Annotated in this window: 5 protein-coding genes and 1 pseudogene; 2 read left to right on the top strand and 4 right to left on the bottom strand. The window is 71.3% G+C overall.

Going from position 1 to position 7,399, the window contains the following annotated elements:
• Positions 1-311 precede the first annotated feature (311 nt).
• Entirely contained in the window at positions 312-1,289 is a 978-nt protein-coding gene (locus AB0G63_RS38700) for a BRO family protein (protein WP_360760480.1), read from the top strand.
• Between the two features lie 83 nt (positions 1,290-1,372).
• Here AB0G63_RS38700 and AB0G63_RS38705 read toward each other — a convergent pair whose 3' ends face one another.
• Genes AB0G63_RS38705 through pdhA form a run of 3 tightly spaced genes read right to left on the bottom strand, consistent with a single transcriptional unit; the run spans position 1,373 to position 4,977 of the window.
• Positions 1,373-2,782 (bottom strand): dihydrolipoamide acetyltransferase family protein, encoded by a 1,410-nt coding sequence (locus tag AB0G63_RS38705; protein ID WP_360760483.1) that lies wholly within the window; start codon positions 2,780-2,782, stop codon positions 1,373-1,375.
• Between the two features lie 10 nt (positions 2,783-2,792).
• Positions 2,793-3,773, bottom strand: coding sequence for an alpha-ketoacid dehydrogenase subunit beta (locus AB0G63_RS38710; RefSeq protein ID WP_360760485.1), 981 nt, complete (start codon positions 3,771-3,773; stop codon positions 2,793-2,795).
• A 1-nt stretch (position 3,774) separates the two neighbouring features.
• Positions 3,775-4,977 (bottom strand): pyruvate dehydrogenase (acetyl-transferring) E1 component subunit alpha, encoded by a 1,203-nt coding sequence (pdhA, locus tag AB0G63_RS38715; RefSeq protein WP_360760488.1) that lies wholly within the window; start codon positions 4,975-4,977, stop codon positions 3,775-3,777.
• 589 nt (positions 4,978-5,566) lie between these two features.
• Between pdhA and AB0G63_RS38720 the strand changes: the two genes are divergently transcribed.
• Entirely contained in the window at positions 5,567-6,571 is a 1,005-nt protein-coding gene (locus AB0G63_RS38720) for a phosphotransferase (RefSeq protein WP_360760491.1), read from the top strand.
• A 243-nt stretch (positions 6,572-6,814) separates the two neighbouring features.
• On the opposite strand, the pseudogene AB0G63_RS38725 reads toward AB0G63_RS38720, so the two are convergent.
• Positions 6,815-7,399, bottom strand: a pseudogene (locus AB0G63_RS38725) (serine/threonine protein kinase); the annotation flags it as partial.

Here is a 7,399-nt window from a genome sequence, read left to right on the forward strand (position 1 = left end):
TTGTTCTCCCTCCACCACACCCCTTATTGGCGCCACCGGCCCCCCTCTTTTACAGTCGGGCGACACACAATACCTTTTTTTGCCCCACCCCCCCCTCTCTCAGTTCTTGGTAGGCCTCACGCCCAGGTGATCAACGGCTTTGGCTGTTCCACAGCGGCGATGAGCCAAGCTGGGGCAGTTGAGGACAGGCACGCTCAACTGCTCTACCTGCAAGCGGAATACGTGATCTTCGCTCGCAATCGTGAACATCACGGCATCGGCTGGCATATTCGAATTGCTCCGCTTTACGTTCCGCGGCGGAGGTGGTTCACATGAACGAACCCGACAAGCAAGCGAAACACGTCGGCCGGCACGAGGCGATCGACGTCAGCGACTTCGTCTACGCGGCGACCGGCGCCCGGGTGCGCCGGCTGACCATGCCGGACGGGACCCACTGGTTCCCGGCGGTGGATGTGTGCAAGCAGTTGGGTCACACCAACCCGCAGAAGGCGCTCTCCGACCATGTGCCGGAGGACCACCGAGAGAGTCTTGAGACCCTAACTGGAGGTTATGGTCTCAGCATTCCCGCAGGCAGGGAGTGGCGCCGAGACCTGAATGTCATTTCTCTGCAGGGTCTGATCCGCCTCGCCCAGGCCTGTACGAAGCCGTCCTGCGAGCCGTTCAAGCAGTGGGCCGCGGAGGTGATCGAGACAGTGCAGCGAGAAGGCTCTTACGCCCTCGAAGAGGCGGAGGTGCAGCCCGCCGATCCGAGTGCCCCGGTCGTGTATGCCATGCCGGACCAGGTCGCGGAGGCCATCGTGCGGCTCGAGGCGCACAACCTTCAGGTGGACGAGGAGCTTGCGAACGCACAGCACGAATCGCTCACGCTGCAGAAAGAGACAGTCACCCTGCAGCGGGAGGTGCTGGCGACGCAGAAGGCCACACTTGCCGTGCAGCAGGCCATGGTTCGGGCGATGGAGCGGATCGCGGACCGGCTCGACGGTGGCGTCCTCGGGCGCCGGGCTCCTGACGGGCGCCTCGCGGTGCTGCCCACCACGGAGTCCGTGCTGGCCGACTGGCGGCACCGGCTGTCGGTGACGGAGGACGTGTGGACGGTGGCCGTGGTCATCGCCCCGGTCCTGGTCGAACAGGGTGAACTCCGCGAGCCGCTGGAAGCGATCGCGGCTCGTACGGGACTCCCGGTGCGCCGCGTCAACGAATGCCTCCGCCTGCTGCAGAAGCACGCCTGCATCCGCTCGCAGGGCGGTACGGAGGACGGGGCGCCGGTGTACGTACTCAATCAGTCCTGACGGAGCAAAAGACGGAGGGGGCGGTCGCAAGCTGAAGTTGCGGCCGTCCCCTCCGGGCCTCCGAGACTATCGGGTGACGCCCGTCATGCCCAGGTGATCAGCCGCTTGGGCTGTTCCAGGATCGCGGCGACGTCCGCGAGGACCTTGGAGCCGAGTTCGCCGTCCACCAGGCGGTGGTCGAAGCTCAGGGCGAGGGTGGTGACCTGGCGGGGCTTCACCTTGCCCTTGTGGACCCACGGCTGGAGCTTGATCGCCCCGACCGCGAGGATCGCGGACTCGCCGGGGTTGAGCAGCGGCGTGCCGGTGTCGACGCCGAAGACGCCGACGTTGGTGATGGTCACCGTGCCGCCCTGCATGGCCGCCGGGGACGTCCTGCCCTCGCGGGCGGTGGCCACCAGGTCGCCCAGGGCCTCGGCCAGCTGCGGCAGCGTCTTGGCGTGGGCGTCCTTGATGTTCGGGACGATCAGGCCGCGCGGGGTCGCCGCCGCGATGCCCAGGTTGACGTAGTGCTTGAGGACGATCTCCTGGTTCGCCTCGTCCCAGGACGCGTTGATGTCCGGGTTGCGCCGGATGGCGACCAGCAGGGCCTTGGCGATCAGCAGCAGGGGGTTCACGCGCAGGCCCGCGAACTCCTTGTCCTGCTTGAGCTCCTCGACCAGCCGCATGGTGCGGGTCACGTCCACCGTCACGAACTCGGTGACGTGCGGGGCGGTGAACGCCGAGCCGACCATCGCCGCCGCCGTGGCCTTGCGGACCCCCTTGACCGGGACGCGGGTCTCGCGGGCCGTGTCGAACACCGGGGCGGGGGCGGGCGTGGGGGCGGCGGGCGCCTCCACGGCCGGCTCGGGCGTCACGGTCCGCGCCGCGACCGCCGCGTGCACGTCCTCGCGGGTGATGATGCCGTCCGGGCCGGACGGCGTCACCGTCGCCAGGTCAACACCCAGGTCCTTGGCCAGCTTGCGCACCGGTGGCTTGGCCAGCGGGCGTTCCTGCGGCGCCGCGGGGGCCGCGGCGGGGGCCGTCCCGTGGCCGTTCAGCACCGTTGGAGCCGCGGGCGCGGGGGCTGCGGGCGCGGGCACGGGCGCCGTGGTCTCCGGGCCCTTGCGAGGACGGCGCCGGGTGGAGGACGTCGCGACCCCGTAGCCCACCAGGACCGGCTGGCGGCCCTGCGGCTTCGGCTCCTCCTGCCGCTCCGGCGCGGCGGTGGCGGCCGGGGCGGCGACGGCGGTGCCCCCCGACACGTCCACCGCGATGATCGACGTGCCCACGTCCACCGTGGTGCCCTCGGGGAAGTGCAGCTCGCGGACCACACCGTCGTAGGGGATGGGCAGTTCGACGGCCGCCTTGGCGGTCTCGACCTCGCACACCACCTGGCCGTCGGTGACCGTGTCGCCGGGCTGGACGTACCACTTGAGGATCTCGGCCTCGGTGAGCCCCTCGCCCACGTCCGGCATCTTGAACTCGCGTACGGACGCTTCCGTCATCGTCGTCACGACCTTCTCCTCAGTACGCCAGGGCGCGGTCGACGGCGTCGAGCACCCGGTCCAGGCCCGGCAGGTACTCCTCCTCCAGGCGGGCCGGCGGGTACGGGGCGTGGTAGCCGCCGACCCGCAGGACCGGCGCCTCCAGGTGGTAGAAGCAGCGCTCCGTGATGCGGGCGGCGATCTCCGCGCCCGAGCCGAAGAACACCGGGGCCTCGTGCACCACCACCAGGCGGCGCGTCTTCTCCACCGAGGCCTGGATCGAGTCGAAGTCCAGCGGGGAGACCGAGCGCAGGTCCAGGACCTCCAGGGACCTGCCCTCCTCGGCGGCCGCGTCGGCGACCTCCTGGCACAGCTTCACCATCGGGCCGTAGGCGACCAGGGTGAGGTCGGTGCCCTCGCGGACGACCCGGGCCCGGTGCAGCGGGCCGGGGATCGCCTCGGTGTTGACCTCGGCCTTGTCCCAGTAGCGCCGCTTCGGCTCGAAGAAGATCACCGGGTCGTCGCTCTGGATGGCCTGCTGCATCATCCAGTACGCGTCGGAGGCGTTGGAGGGGCTGACCACCTTCAGGCCCGCCACGTGCGCGAACAGCGACTCCGGGGACTCCGAGTGGTGCTCGACCGCGCCGATGCCGCCGCCGTAGGGGATGCGGATGACGACCGGCATCTTGACCTTGCCGAGCGAGCGCGCGTGCATCTTCGCCAGCTGCGTGACGATCTGGTCGTAGGCCGGGAAGACGAAGCCGTCGAACTGGATCTCCACCACCGGGCGGTAGCCGCGCAGCGCGAGACCGATCGCCGTGCCGACGATGCCGGACTCGGCGAGGGGGGTGTCGATGACGCGGCTCTCGCCGAAGTCCTTCTGCAGGCCGTCCGTCACCCGGAACACGCCGCCGAGCTTGCCGACGTCCTCACCCATGATCAGGACCTTGGGGTCGGACTCCAGGGCACGGCGCAGCGACTCGTTGATCGCCTTGGCCAGGGCCATTTTCTCCGCAGCCATGTCAGACCCCCTCTCCCGCGGCGAAGCCGCTTTCGGACTCGTCCGCGAACGACGCCTGGTAGGCGGCGAACTGCGCTCGCTCCTCGTCGACGAGCGCGTGCCCGTCCGCGTACACGTTCTCGAAGATGGCGAAACGGTCCGGGTCGGGCATGGCGCGGACCGCTTCGCGCACTCGCCTGCCCAACGTCTCGCTCTCGGTCTCCAGTTCCGCGAAGAATCCCTCGTCCGCGTGGTTTGCGGCCTCCAGGTAGCGGCGAAGCCGCAGGATCGGGTCCTTCGCCTCCCAGGACTGCCGCTCGTCGTCGCCCCGGTAGCGGGTCGGGTCGTCGGAGGTGGTGTGCGCGCCCATGCGGTACGTGTACGCCTCGACCAGCGTCGGGCCCTCGCCGGCCCGGGCGCGCTCCAGCGCCCATCGGGTGACCGCCAGGCAGGCGAGGACGTCGTTGCCGTCGACGCGGACGCCGGGGAAGCCGTAGCCCTGCGCGCGCTGGTACAGCGGCACGCGGGTCTGCTTCTCGGTCGGCTCGGAGATCGCCCACTGGTTGTTCTGGCAGAAGAACACCACCGGGGCGTTGTAGACCGCGGAGAAGGTGAAGGACTCCGCGACGTCGCCCTGGCTGGAGGCGCCGTCGCCGAAGTACGCGATGACGGCCGAGTCCGCGCCGTCCTTGGCGACGCCCATCGCGTACCCGGTCGCGTGCAGCGTCTGGGAGCCGATGACGATCGTGTACAGGTGGAAGTTGTTGCTGTTCGGGTCCCAGCCGCCGTTGTTCACGCCGCGGAACATGCCGAGCAGGTTGGTCGGGTCGACCCCGCGGCACCAGGCGACGCCGTGCTCGCGGTAGGTCGGGAAGACGTAGTCGTCGTCGCGCAGCGCCCGGCCGGAGCCGATCTGGGCGGCCTCCTGGCCGAGCAGCGAGGCCCACAGGCCCAGCTCGCCCTGCCGCTGCAGTGCGGTGGCCTCGGCGTCGAAGCGGCGGGTGAGCACCATGTCGCGGTACAGGCCGCGCAGCTCCTCGGGGGTGACGCCGGCGACGTACTGGTCGTACTCGGCGTTCTCGACGCGCTCGCCCTCGGGCGTCAGCAGCTGTACGAGTCCGGGCTCGGTGCCCGGCGACTTCCGGCCGGTCGTTCGCTTGCCGGCCGTGCTTTTGGTACCGGCGCTGCGTCGCGGCTTGCGCGCGGCAGTGCTCTCCACGGTCACGTGTGCTCCTCCGTCGGTCCGGCTCCCGGGTTCGCCGGGTGCCTGGGTGTCCCCCCAGCTCCGTTCAGGAGCCCGGGGAAGCGGCTCGCCTGCCGTCCCGCGGGCGCACAGGGTGGGTGGCTCGTTGGGGACAGGCGTGACAGGTGCCCCGGCGAGCGCCCTGCAAGAGGCACGTTACCCAGTGCCCCACACTTCTGTGAAACACCTCCTGACCTGCGATTTTGCTTGGATTTCCAAGTAAATCGCGTCAGCCGGGAACAGCCGCTGGTCACAGCCTTGCAGGGGGCCGGAACAACGGCACGTTATCCCGGTGACCCAGGTCACGGGAAGAGTTCACCGCTTCGGAGGCGGTTCGTCACGCGGGCGCGGCGCGGTTCGTCAGGTGCGGGCGTCAGACACGCGTCAGGACAGGCCTCGGTACGCGCGTCGGGCCACGCGTCGGGACGCGCGTCGGGACGCGTGTCAGGTGCGCGACGCCACTTCGAGCACCCTTCGTGATCGAATGCGACAGACTGTGACAACGTGCAGCTCACGGGCTCGGCCGGTGCCCTAGCATCGGGGCGTGCCGCGCTCCTCTGTACCACCCCAGGTGCCTCACGCGCCCCCGTTGGGCCCGTTGCTGCGCCAGTTCGCGGCCGGTTCGGCCCTCGCCTGCGAGCCCGTCGACCAGGGCCTGCTCAACCGCGGTTACCGCCTGCGCACCACCGTCGGCCGGTACTTCCTCAAGCACCACTTCGACCCCGAGACGGCCGACCCGGCCGCCATCGCCCGCCGGCACCGCGCCACCCAGCGCCTGGCCGACCTGGGCGTCCCGGTGGCGCCCGCGCTGGCCGGCCGGGACGGGCGCACGGTCGCCGTCGTCGGCGGGCACGCGTACGCCCTGCACCCGTGGATCGAGGGACGCCACCGGCACGGCGGGCAGCTCGGCACCGGACAGTGCGGACGGCTGGGCGGGCTGCTGGGGCGGGTGCACGCCGGGCTGGAGCACGTGATGCCGGCGCACCGGCGGGCGCGCGCCGAACCGGCCGAGAGCGCCGACCCCGCCGACACCTTCACCCTCATCGACGACCTGCTCGCCCGGGTGCGCCGCCACCACCCCGCCGACGCCTTCGACGAACTGGCCCGCCACCGTCTGCTGGAGCGGCGCGCGCTGCTGGAGCGGCACGCGGACCGGCGTCCGCCGCGCGGCGCCTCGGTGGGCTGGGTGCACGGCGACTTCCACCCGTTCAACCTGCTCTACCGGGGCGACGCGCCCGCCGCGATCGTCGACTGGGACCGGCTGGGCCTCCGGCCCCGCGCGGAGGAGGCGGTACGCGCCGCCGCGATCTTCTTCGTGCAGCCCGCCGGGACGCTCGACCTGCCGAAGGTGCGGGCCTACGCGCGCGCGTACCGGCGCGCGGCCGGCGCCACGCCGTCCCAGCTCGCCGCGGCCGTGCACCGCGTGTGGTGGGAGCGCCTGAACGACTTCTGGATGCTGCGCTGGCACTACGAACGCGGCGACACCCGCGCCGACCCCCAGTTCCCGGCGGCCTCGGCGCTGGCGGTGTGGTGGACACGGGAGTACGACGCGGTGTGCGGGGCGTTCGCGGACTGAAACGGCTGACCGGCACACGGCCGGGCGGGCACGCCCACGAACGGCATCACGGGCGGCATCAGGGCGGCGTAACGAACGGCATCACGGGCGGCGTCACGGCGGCGTAACGAACGGCATCACGGGCGGCGTCACGGCGGCGTAACGAACGGCATCACGGGCGGCGTCACGGGCTCACGCGGGCACGCGCGCGGGGAGCCGTGGGACGGCTCCCCGCGCGTGTGAAAGGTGATCCGCCGGGCCGGGTCAGTTCCCGCCCAGGCCGTCGGTGATGCCGGCCGTCGGCTCCGTCGGCTGCGACGGCTGGGACGCCGTGTCGCTCGGCTGATCCGTCGGCGCCTGGGACGTCGGCTCGCTCGTGGGCTCGCTCGTCGGCTGCTGGCTGTAGCTCGGCGACGGCGTGTACGAGGGCGAGTACGACGGCGTCCAGTTCGAGCCGGAGTTGTCCCCGGAGCCGTCGCCCGTGGCCGTGTCCGTCGCCTGGTCGCTCGCCTGGTCGCTCGGCGTCTCGCTGGCCGTGTCGTCCTTGGTGGACTTCGTCGCGGTCGGTGACTGGGTCGTGCCGGGGCCGTTGTTGTCCGAGCCGGTGTTCTGCATCGCCAGCGCGACGCCCGCCGCGATGGCGATCACCGCGAGGACGGCGAGGATCCACAGCTTGCCGCGGCCGCTGCCCCGGTTGCCGTGCCCCTCGAAGCCGCCGTCGTCCCCGCCGCCGTACCCGGCGGGCAGGATCGGCTGCGGGATCTGGGTCGTGCCGGAGGCATCGCCGGGGTGCGGCAGCACCTGGGTGCCGGCGAAACCGGCGGCCGGGGTGTGCCGGCCCTCGTGCAT

Source organism: Streptomyces sp. NPDC020996 (assembly GCF_040641355.1).
Lineage (GTDB): Bacteria > Actinomycetota > Actinomycetes > Streptomycetales > Streptomycetaceae > Streptomyces.

What these genes read in the sequence shown, in the direction of transcription:
- AB0G63_RS38700 (WP_360760480.1), top strand. Translation starts at nt 312, where the DNA reads ATGAACGAACCCGACAAGCAAGCGAAACACGTCGGCCGGCACGAGGCG.
- AB0G63_RS38710 (WP_360760485.1), bottom strand. Translation starts at nt 3,773, where the DNA reads ATGGCTGCGGAGAAAATGGCCCTGGCCAAGGCGATCAACGAGTCGCTG.